The sequence below is a fragment of the Methylophaga thalassica MP genome, from assembly GCF_000214595.1.
GTDB lineage: Bacteria > Pseudomonadota > Gammaproteobacteria > Nitrosococcales > Methylophagaceae > Methylophaga > Methylophaga thalassica.
In genome coordinates, this window is sequence record NZ_AFIG01000001.1 from 1947692 (window position 1) to 1970334 (window position 22643).

Annotated in this window: 15 protein-coding genes; 9 read left to right on the forward strand and 6 right to left on the reverse strand. The window is 44.0% G+C overall.

All coding sequences use genetic code 11. The annotated features are described in order from the left end of the window. Positions 1-513 carry a sigma-70 family RNA polymerase sigma factor gene (locus tag MAMP_RS09130; RefSeq protein WP_007145742.1) on the reverse strand — a complete coding sequence of 171 codons (513 nt, stop codon included), beginning with the start codon at positions 511-513 and terminating at the stop codon, positions 1-3. Positions 514-592: 79 nt separating this feature from the next. Then, positions 593-2173, reverse strand: coding sequence for a peptide chain release factor 3 (locus MAMP_RS09135; protein WP_007145743.1), 1581 nt, complete (start codon positions 2171-2173; stop codon positions 593-595). Between the two features lie 176 nt (positions 2174-2349). Between MAMP_RS09135 and MAMP_RS09140 the strand changes: the two genes are divergently transcribed. After that, positions 2350-3117 (forward strand): DeoR/GlpR family DNA-binding transcription regulator, encoded by a 768-nt coding sequence (locus MAMP_RS09140; RefSeq protein WP_007145744.1) that lies wholly within the window; start codon positions 2350-2352, stop codon positions 3115-3117. 23 nt (positions 3118-3140) lie between these two features. Here MAMP_RS09140 and MAMP_RS15910 read toward each other — a convergent pair whose 3' ends face one another. Then, positions 3141-5459 (reverse strand): aminotransferase class III-fold pyridoxal phosphate-dependent enzyme, encoded by a 2319-nt coding sequence (locus MAMP_RS15910; protein ID WP_007145745.1) that lies wholly within the window; start codon positions 5457-5459, stop codon positions 3141-3143. A gap of 144 nt (positions 5460-5603) precedes the next feature. Between MAMP_RS15910 and fabG the strand changes: the two genes are divergently transcribed. Then, a complete protein-coding gene (fabG, locus tag MAMP_RS09150) occupies positions 5604-6383 on the forward strand; it encodes a 3-oxoacyl-ACP reductase FabG (RefSeq protein WP_007145746.1) in 780 nt (259 codons plus the stop codon). 77 nt (positions 6384-6460) lie between these two features. On the opposite strand, the gene MAMP_RS09155 is transcribed toward fabG, so the two are convergent. Further along, complete coding sequence (locus tag MAMP_RS09155) at positions 6461-8782, reverse strand: FdhF/YdeP family oxidoreductase (protein WP_007145747.1); 2322 nt, start codon at positions 8780-8782, stop codon at positions 6461-6463. A gap of 367 nt (positions 8783-9149) precedes the next feature. Between MAMP_RS09155 and MAMP_RS09160 the strand changes: the two genes are divergently transcribed. The 7 genes from MAMP_RS09160 (at position 9150) to MAMP_RS09190 (ending at position 18549) form a co-directional block, all read left to right on the forward strand. Continuing rightward, positions 9150-9665 (forward strand): MarR family winged helix-turn-helix transcriptional regulator, encoded by a 516-nt coding sequence (locus MAMP_RS09160; RefSeq protein ID WP_007145749.1) that lies wholly within the window; start codon positions 9150-9152, stop codon positions 9663-9665. Beyond that, positions 9662-10861, forward strand: a complete 1200-nt coding sequence (locus MAMP_RS09165; RefSeq protein WP_007145750.1) for a multidrug effflux MFS transporter — start codon at positions 9662-9664, stop codon at positions 10859-10861. The genes MAMP_RS09160 and MAMP_RS09165 overlap by 4 nt, the downstream gene beginning before the upstream one ends. A gap of 64 nt (positions 10862-10925) precedes the next feature. Then, complete coding sequence (locus tag MAMP_RS09170) at positions 10926-12293, forward strand: TolC family protein (RefSeq protein ID WP_050797528.1); 1368 nt, start codon at positions 10926-10928, stop codon at positions 12291-12293. After that, positions 12290-13456, forward strand: a complete 1167-nt coding sequence (locus MAMP_RS09175; protein WP_007145753.1) for an efflux RND transporter periplasmic adaptor subunit — start codon at positions 12290-12292, stop codon at positions 13454-13456. Before MAMP_RS09170 ends, MAMP_RS09175 begins: the two co-directional genes overlap by 4 nt. Further along, on the forward strand, positions 13456-16584 hold the full coding sequence (locus MAMP_RS09180; RefSeq protein ID WP_007145754.1) for an efflux RND transporter permease subunit: 3129 nt from the start codon (positions 13456-13458) through the stop codon (positions 16582-16584). The genes MAMP_RS09175 and MAMP_RS09180 overlap by 1 nt, the downstream gene beginning before the upstream one ends. A gap of 2 nt (positions 16585-16586) precedes the next feature. Beyond that, positions 16587-17258, forward strand: a complete 672-nt coding sequence (locus tag MAMP_RS09185; RefSeq protein ID WP_007145755.1) for a response regulator transcription factor — start codon at positions 16587-16589, stop codon at positions 17256-17258. Continuing rightward, on the forward strand, positions 17248-18549 hold the full coding sequence (locus tag MAMP_RS09190) for a sensor histidine kinase (RefSeq protein ID WP_040576264.1): 1302 nt from the start codon (positions 17248-17250) through the stop codon (positions 18547-18549). The genes MAMP_RS09185 and MAMP_RS09190 overlap by 11 nt, the downstream gene beginning before the upstream one ends. Here MAMP_RS09190 and MAMP_RS09195 read toward each other — a convergent pair. Next, a complete protein-coding gene (locus MAMP_RS09195; protein WP_007145757.1) occupies positions 18518-20440 on the reverse strand; it encodes a sensor histidine kinase in 1923 nt (640 codons plus the stop codon). The two genes, MAMP_RS09190 and MAMP_RS09195, sit on opposite strands and share 32 nt — an antisense overlap. After that, positions 20419-22632, reverse strand: a complete 2214-nt coding sequence (locus MAMP_RS09200; protein WP_007145758.1) for a GGDEF/EAL domain-containing response regulator — start codon at positions 22630-22632, stop codon at positions 20419-20421. The genes MAMP_RS09195 and MAMP_RS09200 overlap by 22 nt, the downstream gene beginning before the upstream one ends. Between the last annotated feature and the right edge of the window lie 11 nt (positions 22633-22643).

Sequence of the window (22643 nt, forward strand, 5' to 3'; positions counted from 1 at the left end):
TTATTTCACGCTGATCGCAAAATAGCATTGAGCAGCAGCACGACTCAGATAGCGTTTAACGGTAGAGACCGAAACAGACAATTTCTCAGCAATTTCCTGCTGTTTCATTCCATCCAGTTGCGCATGAAGAAATGCACGCTTCACATCCAGTGGCAAACCTTGTAATCGCTGATTAATCGCCACTATCGACTCGATAATAATAGCCTGCTCTTCTTCAGAGGGATGTAAATCTTCAGGTATGTCAGAAATCGCTTCTAGATAGGCTTTTTCAACATATTGACGGCGCCAGTGATTAGCCACACTGCGCTTGGCCAGCGTGGTGAGAAATGCACGCGGCTCTTCTAATAAGAGCTGTTCCTCACGCGCCAATAAGGTCACAAAAATATCATGAGAAATATCAGCAGCTGATTCCGTTGACTCGACTTTGCCACGAAGCCAGCGAAATAACCAAGAATGGTGCTGTCGGTAGAGACTAGCTATGGTTTGTTGCTCTGACTCCTGATAAACGGACATACATTGCCTGACGAGTTAAATAAATGAGAATCATTATCATATAATATATAACCGCAATCAGGCAATAAGCATTCAATTATCAGAGATGTTCGCGTGTTGCCCGGAAATCGATATCAGGCCAGCGTTCCATCGTCAGGTCAAGATTGACCCGTGTAGGCGCGATATAAGTCAGATTACCCGCACCATCCAATGCCAGGTTTTGTGATGCTTTCTTTTTAAACTCTTCCAGTTTCCGCACATCATCACAATAGACCCAGCGTGCGGTATACACCTGAACCGCTTCATAAGCACATTCGACGTTATATTCACCTTTCAAACGATGGACTACTACATCGAACTGAAGCACACCCACCGCCCCCAAGATCAAGTCGTTATTATCCAAAGGTCGGAATAACTGAGTTGCACCTTCTTCACTCAATTGCTGTAAGCCTTTTAGTAAGGCTTTATTCTTGAGTGGATCTTTCAGTCTGACCCGACGGAATAACTCAGGTGCAAAATAGGGAATACCGGTGAACTGAAGAGCTTCACCTTGAGTGAAGGTATCACCTATCTGAATGGTGCCGTGATTGTGCAGCCCCAGAATATCGCCTGGATAGGCTTCTTCTGCCTGCTCACGTTCAGCCGCCATAAAAGTCACTGCATTAGCGATGGTTACATCCTTGCCAATACGCGCCTGATGCAGCTTCATCCCTTTTGTGTATTTGCCTGAACACACACGTAAAAACGCAATACGGTCACGATGTTTCGGATCCATATTAGCCTGAATCTTAAACACAAAACCACTGAAGGCTTCTTCAGTTGCATCCACTTCACGTGTTTTGGTTTCACGCGGCTGTGGCGGTGGTGCATATTCAACGAAAGAATCCATTAACTCGGTAATACCAAAGTTATTCATCGCTGAGCCAAAAAAGACTGGCGTCAGACGCCCGGCCAGAAATTCATCCAAATCAAATTCATGACTGGCACCACGTACTAACTCTATTTCTTCACGTAAGTCTTCGGCCATACTGCCAAACAGTTCATCCAGTCTTGGGTTGTCCAAGCCTTCAATAATTTCTCCGGCTTCTTTACTGTGTGGTTCGAATATATGCATACTGTCATTCAGTAAATGGAAAATACCTTTAAAACCTTTCCCCATACCAATTGGCCAGGTAATCGGTGCACATTGAATATTCAGAATCGTTTCGACTTCATCAAGTAGTTCAATCGGTTCACGACCTTCACGGTCGAGTTTATTAACGAAAGTGAGAATCGGCGTGTCACGCAAGCGACACACTTCCATTAATTTAATGGTCCGTTCTTCAACACCTTTCGCGCTATCAATCACCATCAGGGCCGAGTCAACCGCCGTTAATGTCCGGTACGTATCTTCTGAGAAATCAGCATGGCCCGGTGTGTCAAGTAAGTTGACTATACGGTCACGGTAAGGAAACTGCATCACAGATGAAGTGACCGAGATCCCCCGCTCTTTCTCCATTTCCATCCAGTCAGACGTGGCATGACGATCAGTTTTCCGGGATTTGACACTACCGGCCATCTGAATCGCACCACCGAAATAGAGCAGCTTTTCAGTTAATGTCGTTTTACCGGCATCGGGATGCGAAATAATCGCAAAAGTACGGCGTTTTGATGCCGCTTGTTGAACTGGGCTAGATGACATGAATGTAATGCTCTTATGAATACTAATTATTCTGAAGGTTCAGAAAAGTCGCCTATTTTCGCTGAAAACGCCTGGGGAAACAATCAAACAAGACAAATCCTAATGTTTAACACAACAGACATGTTAGCGAGGCGAGGTTTTGTGGTAACTTTTAGGTTCTTCATAAGGCTGTAACTATGTCACGGAAAAAAGTAGCACGACACAAAGCAATCATTGACGAACTGACTATCAATCCCTCTATGCGGGTGAGTGAGTTAGCAAAAACACTGCAAGTCACCACTGAAACTATCCGTCGAGATTTAGAAGAACTAGCAGAACAAAATCTGATTAGTCGCACATATGGTGGTGCTTTACTAAGACAGGCGGCTGAACCTGTTCTCAATGAACGTCATAAAGCCAATTTGGCAGAGCGTGCAGCCATTGCCAAAAAAGCCGCACCGATGTTGAAAGGGGCTAAAGTGCTGATGATAGGTTCAGGTGTCACCACGGTTGAAGTCGCGAAACGGATTGCCTATGAAATGAATAATATTACGGTCATCACCCATGCTTTTGGTGTGGCCACTGTCCTATCATTCAATCCAACGATTAAAGTGATCATCGCACCCGGTATTTATCATGGCGAAGAAGGCGCAACACATGGTTCGCAGACTTGTCAGTTTTTATCAGATTACACGGCTGACTGGGCCATTCTTGGGGCTAGTAGTCTGGCACCTACCGGGCCTGCTGATGCACTTACCGACGCTGCTGATGTCTATAAACAAATGATTCGCCAAAGTGCCAATACCATGGTGGTCGCTGATCACAGTAAATTTGATCGTCTGGCAACAGCGCGTTATGCCAGATGGAATGAGATCGATCATTTAGTGACAGATCGTCAACCCAGTGGACCATTAAAGAAAGTCTTAACGGCTGATAAGGTGAATATCAGCGAGGCGGCAACCTAAACCGCCTCAATGATAAATATGACTTAGACCTGCTTGGATAAAGCATCTAAAAAGAAATCTGCTTCGTAACGCGTTAATGTCAATAAAGGGCGAAGCTTCAAGGTTGCTCCATATTTTCCTGCTGCCCCAATCAACACCCCCGCATGTTTTAAGCCATTAATAATTTGTCGAGTTTTGCCTGGATCAGGAATGTGTTTATTATCTCTTTCACCAATATCTATGCCTAAAAATAAGCCCTGGCCACGCACATCAGCAATAAAAGATGATTGTTTGGCCATAAACTGAAGCTGCTGTTTGAGATAAGCGCCCATCTTGCGTGCATTTTCCTGCAGATTATCCTGTTGGATCGTATCCAGTACCGCCTGCCCTGCTGCTGCCGCAACAGGGTTACCACCAAAGGTATTAAAGTAGCCAACATCAGCACAAAACGATTCAAGATAATCCGGTCGCGTTGCCACAGCGGCCATCGGGAAACCATTTCCCATCGGCTTACCCATTGTCACGATATCAGGCGTCAGTCCATGGAAGTCAAAGCCCCAGAAGGTCTCGCCCATGCGGGCAAATCCAGGTTGAACTTCATCGGCAATGAAGACGCCACCAGCATCTCGTACCACATTAACGGCCTGTTTCAGAAACCCTCGTGGCTCTGAGTAAATACCATCCGATGAGAAAATCGTATCTACTAATAATGCCGCCACCTTTATGCCACGCTGCTCAAGCGTTTCAACAGCCTCAGCCACTTTCGCGGCAAATCCTCCAGCAATATCGTCACCATAAATAGCAGATGATGGTGCCGGAATCGCGACCACATTATCAGGTAAACTGCCCTGCTTGATGATCGACGGTGACACCGTTGTCACTAAGCTGGTATTACCGTGATACGCATCTTCAGTGACTATAAAACCGGTTCCACCTGATGCATTTTCTGCCAGACGCATAGCCAGGTCATTGGCTTCACTCCCTGAGCATGTCATCACCACATTGGATAGAGAATCTGGCAATGTTGCTTTCAGTGATTCCAGATAATCATCCACCACAGAGACCAAATAGCGGGTATGCACGTTTAAGGTTGCAATTTGTTTGGATACAGCCGCGACAACTCTCGGATGGCAATGCCCCAGACAAGGCACATTATTATAAAAATCAAGATAGCGTTTACCATCTGCAGCATGCATCCAAGCGCCCTGAGCAGAAACCATTTCAATCGGGTTTTGATAAAACAATACAGATGCGGCGCCCAGATTATCTAATCGTCTTTCCACATTTTTATTATGTTTACCAGGCTTAGCTTCAAACGCATTCATATCAAGAATACGTTTTTCATTCAGGGGTAACTTTTCTTGTTCTTCATGCTCATCAAGATAGCGTTTGGCTAATTCAATGGTACCGGCTGTATATTTATCGAAGCCCGCCTCAGCTGCCGTTTCAGTTTCAGGATGACTCGCCACCCAAGCGGTCAACAGCAAGCGCCGGAACATCACAAATGTCGAAATCATCGCTTCATCTTCATCCGATAGCGGTGAAACACTTTTATAACCGCGTATCCAGGCGCGCTCTAGTTCTGGTAATAATGGCGATAACTCCAGGAATGACACCGCTGAAGCAAAATCATACATAAACCAGCTAAAACCGCAGTCATCAAAATCGATGACACCGAGATCATGGCCGTCGGCCAATAAATTGGCTAAACGTAAATCAGCATGAACCAGTCCAAAACGTTCTGGTCCTTCACCATAATCTGCCAGTTTTGACTCAAGGACTTCACACAGTCTTTCCAGCACATTTTTACCTTGCTCATCCAGCCCCAAAGCCTCACGCCAGTCTCCCCATAAAGGTTGGCGGCCAAAAGCACTGTCAAAATTCCATTTTTTACGCTGAAAAGTATCGGGTAATCCCCATTGCTTGGCATGCAAATGCAGTTTTGCGGAGGTCGCACCTAATAATTCAAAGCCTTCTATCAATGATTCATCTTCACTCGGCTGCTGTCCAGGAAGGAACTCAAACGCCACCACATAACGGGCTGTGCCATCATCATCAAACTCTGCCACCAAGGAGCCATCCTCCATAGCAAGTGGCTCTGGGGTGTTCAAGACTTGCTGCTGACGTAATGACTGTATCCACATCAATTCAGACAGAATCTCATTTTTAGAATGATAATCAGGCCGATGTACTCGAATAATAAATTGGTTATCACGCTGCTCATCTTTAATTAAAAATGTGGCATTTTCCGACACGGTCAATAACGAAATTGTGGCCTTATCGGACACACCCCACAGAGGAAGTAAGCTTTTTACTCCGCGCGTCAAGCCTTGAACAAACAAGGAATTATATAAACCAGCCATAAAAACAAACCTCTAAAAACTGTATGGATTAGCCACATTTATATATTCATTTTTACTGACTTGCAATATTTTTGTTGCAAAGCGCAAGATTTATGTTACAAATACAGTCACAACACTATTCAATAAATATACGGAGAACTGCATATGCTCACTTCAATTAAGAACAAATCTGTCATTGTCACTGGTGGCTCGAAAGGTATTGGTAAAGGTATTGCCAGTGTATTTGCAAAGCAAGGTGCAAAAGTCATGATCGCTGCTCGTGGTGAAGCCGCTGCTAAACAAACTGTTGAAGAAATTAATGCCAACGGTGGCACAGCAGATTATTACTTATGCGACGTCTCAAACTGGGAGCAAGTTCAGGCATTAGTCGCCTATACCGAAGAGAGTTTCAGTAGCGTTGATATTCTCTGCGCGAATGCAGGCACCTTTCCACAAAAGAAAATTGTCGACTTAACACCAGAAGACTGGGATGACATCATGTCAGCCAATCTGAAAAGCACCTTCTTGTGTGTGAAAGCGTGTATTCCACAGTTCGAAAAACAAGGTAAAGGTCGTGTGGTGGTGACCTCATCTATTACTGGCCCAATCACCGGTTACCCTGGCTGGTCTCACTACGGTGCAACAAAAGCAGGTCAGTTAGGTTTTATGAAAACAGCTGCAATGGAACTGGCTCGTTATAACACCACAATCAATGCCGTCATGCCAGGCAATATTTACACTGAAGGTTTAGCCAGTTTGGGTGAAGAATATCTGAACAGCATGGCTGCGGCGATCCCATTAAAACGTCTGGGTGCCGTCGAAGATATTGCCAACGCGGCCTTATTCTTTGCTGCTGATGAAGCCGCTTACATCACCGGACAGCAGATTGTCGTGGATGGTGGTCAAACCTTGCCTGAATGCATGGAAGCAGTAGCGGAAATCTAATAGCAAATACACTTGCTATATCACATAAAAAAAGGCACTGATCATCAGTGCCTTTTTTATTTCTTGCCTGGTCTAACTTAGGCTACAGATGCTGTCACCGCTTCATTGGCATTAGCTGCACTGGCCACCACTTTAATTGCAATGAATTTAGAGGTCGGTGTAAAAGTCTTATCACCATAACTTTCCAGTGGCACTAATGGATTCGTTTCCGGGTAATATGCTGCCGCCTGACCTTGCGGGATGTCATAACTCAACAAGGTGAAGTTAGACACTTTTCTTTCTTTGCCATCTTCCCAAACTGTGATCATGTCAACTTTCTGGCCATGCTCGAGGCCAAGACGTTTAATATCCGCTTCATTTGCAAAGACCACATCACGCATGCCATACACACCACGGTAACGGTCATTCATACTGTAAACCGTTGTATTGTATTGGTCGTGTGAACGCATGGTTTGCAAAATCAGATCTGGCGTTTGTCCTTTCATGGTGACCTGATCCTGTAACAAGGTTTTAGGTAATGGATTGGCAACAAAGTTAGCTTTGCCTGTTGAAGTGTTCCATTGATGTTCCGCCGCCGCATTACCTAAGTAGAAGCCACCCGGATGTTGTATTTTCTCACTGAAACCTTCAAAACCAGGAATGACTTCAGCGATTAAGTCACGGATGCGATCATAGTCTTCTACCAGCCATTCCCAATCCACGGGTTTATTACCTAATGTGGCTTTAGCGATACCGGCAATAATAGACGCTTCAGAGCGTAATAGAGGTGAAAATGGTTTTAGCTGGCCATAGGAGATATGTACCATACTGAAGGTATCTTCCACCGTCACACCCTGTAACCCTGATTTTTGGAAGTCTTTTTCAGTACGTCCCAGACAAGGCAGGATCAAGGCTTCTTTTCCAGTAACAAGATGACTACGGTTCAATTTGGTTGAAATCTGCACAGTCAGATCACAATTTCGCATAGCCTGATGAGAACGTTCGGTATCTGGGGTTGCCTGAACAAAGTTACCACCGAGTCCGAAGAACACTTTCGCCTGACCTTTTTCCATCGCATCAATGGCCTGAACCGTTGTATGTCCATGATCGCGCGGGACTTTAAAATCAAAGCGTTTTTCAATCGCATCCAATAACCATTCCGGTGGTTGCTCATCAATCCCCATCGTACGATCACCCTGCACATTGCTGTGACCACGTACAGGCGATAATCCCGCCCCAGGACGACCGATATTGCCACGCAGTAATTGCAGATTCACAATTTCCTGTACTGTCGGTACTGAATGCACATGCTGTGTGATCCCCATGGCCCAACACATAATGACGCGCTCAGCTTTACCATAAATTCTGGCAGCCATTTCAATTTCGGCCAGGCTCAAACCCGACTGAGATTCGATTAACTCCCAAGGGGTGTTATCGATTTCGGCAAAATAATCGTCCATACCGTGTGTATGTTGCTGGATAAACTCATGGTCTAATACGGCAGGTTTGCCTTTTTGCTGCGCTTCACGATCCCATTGTAATAAGAATTTGGCCATACCACGGATAGCTGCCATATCACCACCTAATGCGGGTCTGAAATAGGCGCTATTCGTAGGCTCTGACTCATTGGTCAGCATTTCAAGTGGGCTTTGTGGGTGTTGGAACCGTTCCAAGCCACGTTCTTTTAGTGGGTTAAAGCACACCACATGCGCGCCACGTTTTACCGCTTCACTTAACGGTTCCAACATGCGTGGATGATTGGTGCCTGGATTTTGACCGATGACAAAAATCGCATCCGCTTCAGCAAAGTCTTCAAAGGTAACCGTTCCTTTTCCTACGCCAATTGCTTCAGACATGCCTATACCACTGGCTTCATGGCACATATTGGAGCAGTCAGGAAAATTATTGGTACCAAAGGCACGAACAAAAAGCTGATACAAAAATGCCGCTTCGTTACTGGCGCGACCAGAGGTGTAGAATTCGGCCTGATGAGGAGAATCAAGTTGGTTAAGATGTTTTGCTACTGTATCAAACGCTTCTTGCCAGGTAATGGTCTCGTAATGATCTGTGTCTGCGTTGTAACGCATCGGATGGGTAATACGGCCTTGTGACTCCAACCAGAAATCACTCTCTTTGAGTAATTCAGTATTACTGTACTTAGCGAAAAAGGCTGGGGTGACCTTACGGCCAGTGGCTTCCCAGTTAACTGCTTTAGCGCCATTTTCACAAAATTTAATCATGCCTTTTTCAGGCGTTTCCCCCCAGGCACACCCTGGGCAGTCAAGACCGTGATCCTGATTTGTTTTCAGCATCGCACGGATGTTGGATATAGCATTTTTGCTACCCAACCAGTTACGAGTAACACTGATAAGTGCACCCCAACCAGCAGCTGGACCATTGTAGGGCTTGTAATGACTCACTAGGACATCTCTCCGGACAAGATAATAAAAACAGCTAACAACGGTTCATGAAAAACAAAGCATTACGCTTGTTATGACAGGCATCTCATCGTTGTAGCCGAATACGGTAAGTGAGATCAGAACGGCATGTTCTGCATGATGAAACAGGATCTGATAGTTAATGATAAATCCTGTCATCCTTCTGATCATTGCGATCACGAATATTATAATTTGCTTCTATAGTCAGCATCAATATTACATTCAATTTCAGGAAAAACTTCCTCTAGCGGCTATTAAATATTTGCTTTTAAAAACAGTGAAATAAAATTAACTTAACGTTAACTATCTCTATGCTAAGATAAATAAATTTCAGCTAATCAGGTAAGTCATGTCGCCACAAAATATGGATGATTTGGATGTCATCATGCAGCAATGGAAACACGTGGGTCTAGAGACCGATGCAGATGCCATCAAAGTCGTCGGCCGAATTTTGCGCATAGCAAAGACTATTGAACAGCAACTAGCTGAGCTACACCGAACCTTTGATCTCAAGCCGGGTGAGTTTGATGTACTCGCCACGCTAAAACGTGAAAACAAATGCTATTTGACCCCATCAGAACTTTATCAGAGCATGCTGCTCACCTCTGGTGCCATGACAAGCCGGCTGGACAGACTGGAACAGAAAATGCTCATTCAGCGCAAACATTGTCAACAGGATCGTCGAAAAGTGTTGGTCTCTTTAACCAGCAGTGGTAAAAAACTTATCAACACCGCCTATCCAGCTCACTTTGTATTACTTGAAAAGCTCCTTTCTTCGATAGAAAACAAAGATAAAGCCTTACTAGCGAACTTACTCAAGTCGACACTTGCCTCTATTGACTCATCAACCATTGATACCTTATGAACCAAACGACAACGCCAACGAAGGCACTTATTTTATTACTGGCAGCGTTGACCGCGCTGACGCCGTTAGCGATTGATGCCTACTTACCAGCCATCCCTCAAATGGCTAACGATTTAATCACCAGTATTCATGACACCGAAATATCCTTGAGCCTCTACTTGGCTGGTTTTGCACTAGGTCAGATATTGGGTGGACCATTCTCCGATCATTTTGGCCGACGCACAGCAACGGGCAGTGGTTTGACGATTTTCTGTCTAGGTACGATTGGCATTATTTTCAGCCAGGATATCCACAGTGTTTGGGGCTTTAGAGTTATTCAAGCCATTGGCGGAGGCGTTGCCGTTGTCAATGCTGCCGCTGTTATTCGAGATTTAAGTCATGGCAAAGACAGTGCCAGACACCTTTCCAATATGGCTGTCATCATGATGCTTGCACCTTTATTGGCGCCACTTATCGGCATGCTGATCCTGCATATCAGTGGCTGGCGGCTTATCTTTGTTTTCTTACTTGTCTATGGTTTAACTATCGGCATAGCACTGTTTTTTCGACTGCCAGAAACCCGTAAAAAGACAACCGAACGCACTAGTATGCTCAAGCGCTATGGCATGGTATTGAGTCATCGCTGTGCTCTGGGCTTTATTTTTTCTCAATGCTTTGCCCTCGCAGGAATGTTTGCCTTTATTACAGGCTCACCTTCCGTGTACATGGGATATTTTGAAATCAGCGAAACCATCTATCCGTTTCTATTTGGTTTGAATGTGATCGGTATGATGCTGGCGAACCGCCTCAATATTCGTTTGTTGCACTATTACAAACCACATTTTTTATTAAGTTTAGGGCAAGCCGCACAAATTCTGACCAGCTTAATTTTATTAAGCTATGTCAGTGTCATCGCACAGCCTCAACTCTGGTTTGTGGTGAGTTTATTGATTTTATTTATTACTGCAATGGGATTGATTGTCTCAAATGCCACGTCTGGGACGGTGGAGTTTTTCCCCCACAACAGTGCAACGGCAACCGCATTGTTGGGCTCCATTGGCTTTGCTGCCGGTGCGCTCAGCGGTTCGCTGGTTGGTTTACTCGGCGATGGGACACCGTGGCCGATGGTTCTCATCATGTTTATCTGTTCCTTACTAGGTCCCATCCTCAGGACATTACTGCAATACGGCCAACAACAGCCGCAAACGCAGCCGTAATTTTTAACCCCGTCTTAACTGACAGCCATCTATGCTGTGCAGGTAAACGTTGATAGAGGTATTCATGAAGTTAGCTTGTGTCAGACAAAGCAAAGTAATCACACTGTTGAGTACTACATTGTTGCTGTCAGCATGTATTTCCATGCCTGCGAGTCCTGATTACACACAACAAATTGAGCAACAACAAGCGCTGCCTGCCTGGTCACAATCTGCTGATGCTATTGCTGTTGTTTCGCTTAATAGTCTGATTGATTCAGAGCAGCTCAATCAGCTGGTAGAAACAGCTGTCGCTAACAATCCCACATTGCAGCAGACCTGGTTAACGCTACAAATTCGTCAAACACAGTTACAACAAACCGATGCGGCACGTAAACCACAAGTCAGTGCGGATGCCAGTGCCACCCGCAGTGAAAATGCTTCGGATAGCTTTACTAGTAATATTGATATCAGCTGGCAGGCTGACCTATGGGGTAAGTTAAAAAACAATAGTCAGGCAGCCAGTAAAGACGTTATAGAACAAGCCCTGCTTTATCAGGCGGCCCGAGATAGTTTGAGCGCCGAAGTAATGAAAGCCTGGTTAAATCTCACTGCTACGTCACATGCCATTGATATAGAACAGCAGCGCTTGAATACCCTAGAGCAAAATGAAACCTATATTCTGCAACGCTACAGAAATGGCATTGGTACGTTAGAAGATCTGGATAATGCTCGCAGTGCCAGTGCACAATCCAGGGCAAGTCTGGCTTCCTATCAAGAAGATTACCGTCAACAACAGCGTGACTTGAAGCAATTAGTGGGACTGAGCAATGCTCAGGACGTCGCTGCTCCGGAAAGCTACCCTCAAGTCAAACTGGCACTAGCTGACTTACCACAACAAACTCTGGCACGTCGGCCCGATTTACAAGCCGCTTATACTGCAATAGAAGCCAATCAGTTACGAACCAAAGTAGCGTATAAACAACTACTGCCTAATTTGGATCTCGGCGCTGCAATCAAAGATGCGGCCTCTTCACCTCACCAGGCATTAATGACTTCACCTTTGTGGTCATTACTGGCGCAACTGACAGCCCCGATTTATCAAGGCGGAGAACTACGTGCTGCTGCCAAAGAAGCTGAGTTAAATGAAGCTTATAGCTACCAGAGCTACCGAGAAACACTATTAACCGCTATTAATGAAGTGGAACGATACCTGAGTCTGGAACAAAATCTGATGACTCGTCAGCAACATATTTCCGCTGCATTAAAAAGTGCCCAGAACAGTCTGAAACAATATCAAACAAGTTATCGAACCGGCCTAGTCGATATTCTGGATTTATTAACTGTTCAACAACAAACCTACAATCTGGAAGCCTCTCTGGACAACCTGATTTATCAACGTTTAATCAACCGCATTAATCTTGGCTTAGCACTGGGCCTGGGAACAGCATCATGAAACGCCACCTACCAAAAATCATTTTATTCTTTATTGCTTGCTGCATTTTGATTATCACTGTCGTGGTGGTAAAGCACCTGTCTGCAGCACAGGCCAATCGCCCTATTCCGACGAAAAAAGAGCAAGCACCGAGCCCGGATGTGTCTGTGATTAAAGTGGTAGCAGGTAGCTATGCATCTGAAGTCAAAGCCTACGGTGCGGCCAAACCGCACTTTGATATCTCTTTAACTGCGCAGGTGGCCGGACAGATTGATTCCATATCAGATCAGTTTGAAACCGGTAAACGGCTCAAAAAAAATACCATAATGGCAAGGCTGGAAAACAGTGAATATCAAGCTGCTGTTGAAAGTGCACGCCAGGCATTAAGTTCAGCTAAAGTCAGTTTACTTGAAGAGGAACGACAAGGTTTACAGGCTTTAAGTGAATGGAAATCATCGGGATTAGAAGGCGAACCTGATTCCGATTTAGTATTACGAAAACCCCAACTAGCTGCAGCAAAAGCAACGGTAAAACAGGCAGAGGCCAGCTTAAAAGCAGCTGAAAAAGATCTGTCTCAATCCGCTATAAAAGCGCCTTTTGATGCGTTAGTGATCAACCGTGCCGTATCCCCTGGCGGTTATGTACAAACAGGCTCTGAAGTGGCGACCTTATACAGTACTGATCGTGTTGAAATCAGTGTGGCGCTGTCTGCTCAAGAGTGGAATAACTTACCTAGTCTGGCAATACTCAACAGTGGGAAGTGGCCCGTTGAAATTGAAAGTGTCGAAGATCATCATATATGGCAGGGACGTGTTTTAAGGGCTGAGCAAAATCTGAATGTCGAAACCCGCCAGCGCAGTCTCATTATTGCAGTAGATGAACCTCTGGATCTCGAACCCGCCTTATTCCCTGGTACCTTTGTCAGCGCCCATATCACAGGTAGAAATGTCGCTGGTGTCTGGAAACTGCCTAACAGCGCCTTAAGTCAACGCGGTGAAGTCTGGTATGTTTCTGCGGACAACACTCTGCAAAAATTCAGTGCCTCGCCATTATTTTCCAGCAGCGGTTATATCTATATACAACCACCTGAATCTTTAAACAATACGCCCGTTATGATCCTCGTTAGCCCTTTAAACAGCTACCTTGAAGGCATGGCTGTTAACCCGGTTGAGGTAGCGCTTTAATGATGAAAAAATCATTCTCAAGTGGGATTATAGGCTGGTTTGCCGCTAATCCGGTGGCCGCTAACTTACTCATGATTCTGGTCATTGTGCTGGGTGTGCTGGAGTCAGGTCAATTACGTAAAGAAGCCTTCCCAAGCCAGGATCCAAGCTCTTTAACTATCTCCGTATCGTATGACAGCGGTTCTGCCAAACAGTCAGAAGAAGGACTGGCGATAAAGATAGAAGAACAGCTTGAGGACGTGATTGGTATAAAACGTATTACTAGTACTTCGACCGGTACAGGCGTCACTGTCAATGTTGAGAAACAAAGTGAATATGACCTCGACACTTTATTACGTGATGTCAAAACCAAAGTTGATGCGATATCTACCTTTCCGGCTGATGCCAAAAAACCGGTTATTGAAAAAGCACAACGTGAAGAACACTCACTGTGGTTGCAGTTGTATGGTGATACCGACAGACATAGCCTGCAACAACTTGCTTACAATTTAAAAACTGACCTAATCGCCAATCCCAATATCAGCTCAGTCAATATTTCTGGTTGGCTGGATCCGATGATGGCCATAGAAATTGATGATGGCAAATTACAATCCTACGGCCTGTCTTTATCTGATGTAGAAGAAGCAATTAACGCCGGTTCATCCAATACCATGACGGCAGTATTACGCAATAAAACGGTTTACTTGCAGCTAAAAGCATCAGAGCAGGCTTATCTGAAGCAGGACTTTGCCTCTATTCCGCTACTCACACTGGCGAATGGTAACCAACTAATGTTGGGTGAAGTCGCCAAAATAAATGATACCTATGATGACAGTACTTCGGTCTTATCTCGCTTTCAAGGCCATGACAGTATTGCATTACAAGTCATCACCACCGGTCAGGATGACATCACCAATACGGTTAATGCTGCAAAAAAAGTAGCTGAGGAATGGCAGCAGGATGGAAAGCTGCCTGACAACGTTCAGCTCGAAGCCTGGTATGACCGTAGCGAATCCATTAAACAGCGTCTGGAATTATTGGTTAAAAATGCCTTTACCGGCATCGTTATGGTTTTCATTCTGCTTGCTTTGTTCCTGAACCTGACCGTCGCTTTCTGGGTTGCCATGGGACTGCCGTTCATCTTTTTCGGCACACTTTATTTTATGGGCGACAGCTTTATGGGGCTATCACTCAATGAATTCACTACCTTTGGCTTTCTGTTGGCATTAGGTATTGTGGTTGATGATGCCGTCGTTGTGGGTGAATCGGTTTACGATGTCAGATCGAAAGAAGGCGATACTATTGAAAATACTATCAAAGGCACCATGATCGTTGCGATTCCTACTCTATTCGGTGTCTTCACTACAGTCGCTGCATTCTACGCCTTATCGCAACTCGAAGGTGGCTTGGGCAGGCTGTATTCACAATTTGCCGCCGTGGTCACAATCTGTCTGATTTTATCCATTATAGAATCAAAATTAATTCTGCCTGCGCATCTCGCCCATCTGAACACCCGGCGTCAAATCAGCGAGCGTGGATTGTTAAAAGTCTGGCATACCATTCAGCACATGATGGATAGTGGTCTGCAATGGTTTAATCAATCCTGTTACCGCCCAACAATTAATTTCGCATTAAACCAACGCTATGCGGTCACCGTTTTGTTTATTGCTTTATTTATTTTTGTGATGACTATGCCGATGACCGGCATGGTTAGACTGAGCTTTTTCCCTTCTATTCCAGGCGATACCGTCCGTGCTCAGCTCACGATGCAAAACGATGTGAGCTATGGCTTGACACATAATGACCTGGCTTTGATGGAAAAACTGGCTTATCAGACAGACAAAGAGTTAGGTGGTAACGATGATATTGCTAATCTGCAAATTTTGTCATCGAGTGATCAGGCAGGTACGGTCACGGTCGAACTAAAGTCTAGTGCACCTTATGACATTACTACCTTCAGCCATCACTGGCGTCAGTTAGTCGGCATACCTGAAGGGGCAAAAACCGTCAGTGTCAGATCACGACATGGATCAGTGGAAGATCTTCGTATTGAATTACGTGCCAATGATGATCAGATTCTTGAACTGGCGGGTAACGATATTAAAAATACCTTGACGGCTATCCCTGCTATCAGTGGTATTGACGATAATCTTGAGCCGGGTCAGCCGCAATTACATTTATCACTGAACCCTCAAGGCCGGGCATTGGGGATGACCACAAACGATTTGGCAGTACAAATATTACAGGGCTTTAGTGGTCAAGTCGTTCAACGCTATCAACGCAATAGTGATGAAATTGAAGTCAAGGTACGTTATCCGGAAGAACAACGTCAAAATGCCGCCGACGTACTCAACTCACGTGTCAGAACGCCGAATGGCGATGTCGTGCCATTATCGAGTGTGGCGAATGTCAGTTTCGGTTTTACCCGCGATTCAATCACCCGAATAGATAAAAAACGGGCGGTATATATTTCTGCGGATGTGAACAAAGATATCTTATCCACTACTGAACTGGTATCACAGTTACAGACGAATATTGTGCCTAATTTAATGCGAAAATATCCGGGGCTGGATATTCACTTCGCCGGTGAAGCTGAAGAACAAGCTGAAACAGAGTCTTCGATGGTGCATGTCTCATTAATCGCCATCCTGATAATTTATATGCTGTTGGCGATTCCGTTGCGTTCCTACATTCAGCCGGTATTGATTATGACCGCTATTCCCTTCGGCATTGTCGGTGCCATACTTGGTCACTGGGTCAACGATCTGACCTTAGGTATTTTATCGTTGAATGGCATCATTGCTTTAAGTGGTGTGGTGGTCAACGACAGCCTACTGCTAGTCTCACGCTTCAATGATATTCGCCATGAATATGACGATATTAAACAAGCCATCAGCATCGCCTGCCGAAGTCGTTTACGCCCGGTATTGTTGACCTCTGTCACCACATTTGCCGGTCTGATGCCTTTATTAAGTGAAACCTCCCGGCAGGCCCAGTTTTTAATTCCGGCAGCAGTTTCTCTGGGCTACGGCATTATGTTTGCCACTATCATCACTTTGATTTTAATTCCAAGCTTATTACTGATTCAAAATGATGTTTTAGCCTTATTTAAACGAAAATCCATCACACACCGTGCTGAGGTAAATTAACCATGTTCCATGTGTTATTAATCGAAGATGACCTCGACCTGGCTGAAACGGTCATTGATTATCTCAGTTTAGAAAATATCGAATGTGATCATGCCAGTAATGGGATTGCTGGCTTACAGTTAAGTCAGGACAATCACTATGATGTATTGTTACTGGACTTAAATCTGCCCAGAATGGATGGTCTGACAGTGTGTGAGCGATTACGCGGACAAGGTTATGATATCCCTATTCTGATGCTGACAGCACGTGACCAAATCAGTGACAAAATTACCGGTTTTAACACTGGAACAGATGACTACTTGGTCAAACCGTTTGATCTGGATGAACTGGTTGTACGTATTCAGGCACTGGCACGTCGTCGTAGTGGTCAGGTGCAACGCTTGCAATGCGATGATTTAATTATGGATCTTCAGACAAAAACTGTCACTCGCCGAGGACTGAACTTAAAACTTTCACCAACCAGTTGGCAGTTATTAGAAGTCTTAATGCGTGCTTACCCCGATGTGGTAAGCAAACAAAAACTGGAAGCCGCTATCTGGGGCGATTCACCACCTGATAGCGACAGTCTCAAAGTACACATGTTTCATCTAAGAAAAGCCGTTGATGCGCCATTTGATAAAAATTTAATTCACACCATTTCCGGCCATGGGTTTGCACTAAGAAATGAAACTTAAACTCAGCCTCAAACTCTGGATCGCTCTGTCTTTTTTGATACTCGGAATAACCATTGTTACGGGTTACTCTATGCTCAGTATTCATTTCTTTTTCCGTGGCATGGATAGCATTATTTCAGCCAATATGGAGAACGCAGCGGAAGATTATCTTAGTGGCATAAAAGAGGGAAAGGCAAATCCAGGCAATGTTGATAATTACACTGTCACACAAACATGGGAAGCGCAGACCGAACAGATAAAAACCTACTTTAAAGAACCCAAACGGTTTGGTGAGTTACATAAGCAACGTAAACAGGCTGAACCTGGAAAACGTCCTTATTTAATGTATTTTCTGATCAAATTGAGAGTGGAAGGTCAGACTTATTTTGTCAGTCGTGCTTTTACCAGGGCGGATGCTTCTCCCTTAGTTGGTCAAAATGCCAGACAGAGCCGCCAGCTTATTATCAGCCTGAGTATGGGTATTACCCTGCTCCTCGCGCTGGTGACCTGGTTATTGATGAAACGTTTATCGCAGCCGGTCTCAAAACTCACAAAATGGACACATGAACTTCGCCCAGAAACATTAAAACAATCACCGCCTGATTTTGCCTATCCAGAGCTTAATGAGATGGCGGAGCTGATTAAGGGTTCTTTATCATCCGTCAATGAATCGATGGAACGCGAACAAAAATTCTTACGCTTTACCAGTCATGAATTACGCACACCTATCAGTGTGATCAGAAATAATGTGGAATTAATGCATAAAATTCAGCAAAAACAGTCCAGCGCTTTACCCGATAAGCAGCAGGAAATTTTTGAACGAATTGAACGCGCCAGCCTGACGATGCAGAATCTGTGCGAAACATTATTGTGGCTAAATCGTGATGAGACTGACTCATTGGTCAAACAGCATTTTCGTCTGGATGAATTAATCGATAACTTAGTCGATGAATTACGTTATTTGCTCAAAAGCAAACCCGTTACTATCCAAGTTGAAACACAAGAATGTGAGTTGCATGAGTCTTCCGTGGCAGCAAGAATCATCATTGGCAACCTGATAAGAAATGCTTTTCAGCATACCTGGAATGGCCATGTCAGTATTCAACAGCATGGTGCGCAGATCAGCATTCGAAATCACTCCACTCAAGCCGATAAAGGTAATAGCAGCGAAGATCAGGGCTTTGGTTTAGGTCTGCAACTCACCGAACAACTTTGTCGTAAATTGCAGTGGCAGTATCAAAATCAAGTAAATAGTGACGGCCACACTGTGACGTTATCGATTATCCCGGCTCATTCAGCTGAACGGGAATAACCAGTATGAAGGACGTGCCTTTACCAGGCTGTGAGCTTACGCTAATTGAGCCGTGTAACAACTGTGTGATCCACTGGTGGCAAAGGTGTAATCCAAGGCCTGTGTGTCCTTCTCCCCTCGCGTTAGTTTCAAACGGATCAAAGATTTTTTTCAATCGATCCGCCTCAATACCGTTGCCATTATCAGAGATTGTTACCGTCACATGATCTAGTGTTTCCTGAAAAACGTCTATCTGAACTTGCCCGCCAGCACGTCCAGCGAAACCATGTGCAATCGCATTATCAATCATGTTCTGGAATAACTGCGAAATAATGCCAGCGTAACTCTGTATCACTAGCTCTTCAGGCCCAGATATATCCACACGAATATCCAACCCCTTCAGTCTGGGTAAAGACGTTGTGGTGACATCTTTAATCACCAGCATTAAATCAAATTCTGTTGCCTCATCAGTATGTCGGTCAACCGCCAGACGTTTAAAACTGGTGACTAAATCAGTGGCTCTTCGTAGATTTTTTTGAGCAAGTTCAATCGTATCGGCCGTCTGTGTTAAATAATCCTGAAGATCACTTTTTCTCAACCCTTCCGTGACCGCTAAAGCTAGTTGTCTACGGGATGAATCAAGGCTCGATAATGTCAGTGAAGCACCGCCTAACGGCGTATTTAATTCATGAGCTAAACCTGCCACCATCATCCCCATTGAAGACAGCTTACGCAGTTCGACCATGGTGTCCTGCATTTGCTGTTGTTGTTCATAGGCGATCTTTAATTGTTGATTAGAGAGAGATAATGCCTCTTTCTCTATAGCCAGTTCTCTGAACAAGTCATACTGTTTTCGTCCATCGTGAAGAAAACGCCAAATCAAAAACAAGACAATCAGCAAAATCGATATAGCCGGACTAAAGACAATTAAAGCAACTTTTTGCTCGACATCATTTAATAAATCCGGTTCGGAGCTATCAATAAAAAACAGGCGGTGACGACTCTCGGCCGTATTATCACCAAGATCTATAACACTGTAACTGATCAGCCTGTTGTCTTTTATGAAGTTATGTAATGGCTGTTGCTTAAGTATAGTTCTGATGACATCAGCTTGTAGTAAGGTGTTTGTTCTGACGAGGTAGTCTGTATACGAACGAAAATCAAGCGAAGCATTAGGATGCATAATCCAATAACCTTTATTATCAATTATGCGTAATTTATTGCTTTGCCCCTGGTTGAGGGACTCAAGCATATCATTTAACACAAAATTGATGATTAATACCCCATCCTGTAAACCATCCTCCGGCGCAGTATGCATCACTGCCCGGATAGTTTTTTCCAGAGGCATGATGACATTACCATTTTCAATATTGGGGTTTATCGATGAAATAAATACGTCATCTCCCCGAAGTTTCATCCCTGCCTGAAAATAGCCACGTTTAGATTTATCTTGTAATTGTTTTTGCTCAACAACGATGATGTTATCGCCATTGATATTGACTCGGACTTTTTCCATCCCATGCTTATCCAGCCACCTCACCTGACTGATATAAGATGAAACGTTTGAGAAATCAGTAAACACCTTTTCTATTGAAGAAAAATCCGGCGGCTGGCCAAACGGCAATGATTGTTCAAACTGTTGATTGTAACGAAGCAGACGAATTAACTGTTGGATATGTCCCAGTTCTCTTGAAAAAGTATTCATAGCATTATCGAGCCGATTTTGCTGTGCTTCAAAATACGGCTGATAATTTGATTCAAGTATTTGAAGATAAATGTGATAACTGAGAAAGCTGATAACAAAGAAAATGGGCAGATAGAGAATAACCAGGCTTTGCCATACATTTCTGAATATTAATGGCAGATCAAATCCCTTGGTTTCATAGGCTGTTACTGGTGTTTTAGTGCCCACACAACCGCCTCATCAATAGGCATTGGTCTGGCATAAAAATAGCCCTGCCCTAAAGTACATCCAAGTTCAATCAACTTATCCCTTTGCAGTGTGGTTTCGACACCTTCAGCAATCACTTTGAGTCCGAACCGTGTCGCTACCCGTATGATCATATCTACCACATGTTCAGACGATTCTCTTTCACCAAGATACTGCACGAACGATTTATCAATTTTTAAGGTAGTTGCAGCCAGTTCTGTCACATGTGATAAAGAAGAGAAACCAGTACCAAAGTTATCAATACTCACATCCATTCCAAGAGCAATGAGCTTTCTCAATGTTGCTGATACCTGCTCATAATCAATCATGGCTAAGGTTTCAGTTATTTCCATATCGACCTGATGCGGCGAAATAGCTTCTGCCTCAAGTAATGACAGAATAGTAGAGGAAAAATCACTGAGTAATAATTCATGGCAGGAGACATTAAAAGAAATAGGTACACTTATCCCAGCAGCCTGTAATTGTTTGATGGCCGCACAGCATTGCAATAATATGGCTTTATCTAACTGCTCCACTAAGCCTGATGCTTCAGCAATAGGGATAAAAATATCTGGCGGTACCATTTCACCATCTGATTTAAACCAGCGTGCCAGTGCCTCAAAACCAATCAATCTCCTGCTCACCATATCGACTTTGGGTTGAAGGTAGGCGTGTATTTCATTTTTTGTCAGACCAATATTGAAATCATTCAACATTTCCAAATGCTTAGAAAACATGGCTTCGTTGTCTAACGAAACGTGGTGAAAATGGCTGCTACTGACGGCTCTGAGACGATATAGGTGACTCTCCATTTGTCCAAGTAGACGCTCGGGACTTCGGTTCAATGATGGATCTAACTGAGCTGAAACTGCTTTCGCAATAATCTTATGCTCACGACGCTGGATCTGGTTTTTCTTACCTAATATCTCATCAAATCTTGAAGCAGATAGTACATGTGACTTATCCAATAAAATTGCAAATGCGTCCCGACTGATGATGGCTATCGCTTGTATTCCTTCAACTTGTGATAACTCGTCGTGCACTGTCTTTAATAATTGAATGGCAAACTTCTCACCAAAAGTCACCGTAATATCACTGAATCTATCAATCGAAATTAAAACAATTTGTGCCTGCTCAACCCAATACTCATCAGCAACCAGTTGTTGACAAAACCAGTTCCGATTATATATCCCGGTTTGCCAATGTTTGAATGCCAGTTCGTTTAAATATTCTGTGAGTGCAATATTGGCAAAACCATTGTAGATATTCTCGCCAAAGACCTTTAGTAAGTGAATATCTGACTCAGTTAATGCTGTGGCGGACTTGACGACAATTAGATAATAAACCGGATTAGGCTGTTTAAATGAAAAATACAATAACGAATAGCGTCCTACAAACATGTGCTGTTTTTGCTGTATCGTTTTTTTTATTCTTTTTAACAGGATTTCATTTTCCAGAATAGTAATTGATTGACCTACATAAGGTTGATATTGGCCTGTTGCCGCTAAAACGGCGGAGCCTTTTTCTAAATCAAGCGACTCCGTCATTTTCAAACTCATAATACCGCCGTCGGTGATCCCGATAATCCGGTCGATTTCTTCAAGCACAGTTTGCGAAAAATGGGGTAAGTCGTTCTGTCTTGAAATGGCTTGTGAAGCAGTGACGACTCTTTCTAATCCCTGACGGGCACTTTTTAACTCGTTCATGCGACGCCAGGTTTTCAGATTACCATTCATCACATTGAATAAGTGCTCTTCACCCAAGTCGGTTTTAGACCAGTAATCGTCAATATCATACTGCTCCATCACATCACGATTGGGGGCGACTCCGGGCTGCCCGGTTAGTAAAATAATTCGAATAATAGGATTATTGAGCGTACTGCGGATGTAATCAACTAAGCGTAAGCCAGCATCATCCGATTCCATAACAACATCGAGGAGTATCAAATTAATATCTGGACGCTTTTCCAGGATAAGTCGAGCCTCTTTTGCTGAAGAGGCTGTGAGCACTTCCATGGTATGCCCTTGTACAATCATTCTTGATAAGGCATTGACTAATGATTGTTGAAAAGTGTCATTATCCTCTACACTGAGGACTAACCAACGCGGCTTTTTCGACGTTGAGGAAATAGTATTCTCGGCGTCAAACTCGAAAAAAGAATTGTCTCGATTCATTTCGATAATCC